This window comes from Bacteroides caecigallinarum (genome assembly GCF_021530995.1).
Classification (GTDB): domain Bacteria; phylum Bacteroidota; class Bacteroidia; order Bacteroidales; family Bacteroidaceae; genus Phocaeicola; species Phocaeicola faecigallinarum.
Map to the genome: position 1 here is coordinate 1 of NZ_JADYTF010000342.1, position 258 is coordinate 258.

General features: G+C 32.9%; 1 pseudogene. It reads right to left on the reverse strand.

From position 1 onward, the window contains the following. Window positions 1-175, reverse strand: a pseudogene (locus I6E24_RS16945) (IS4 family transposase); the annotation flags it as partial. Window positions 176-258: the final 83 nt, after the last annotated feature.

Here is a 258-nt window from a genome sequence, read left to right on the forward strand (position 1 = left end):
GTTCCAATACTTGAAGACAACTCAACTTGCAATTATGCCGTTTCTCAACACCAATGCAAGACGAACGCAGATTGAAATGACGGATTGTTGTCATAATACAGTTTATTGCCTTGTTGCAATCATTTTTGTGGAAGAACGTATTGAGTTCTGAAATAATATGTGTATTTTTGTTCATAGCTTTTAGTATGAGTTCTTTGAAGGTGGTACTTAAAGATACTCATTTTCTGTGACATACAGAACTAAAAGCTATATTTTTTT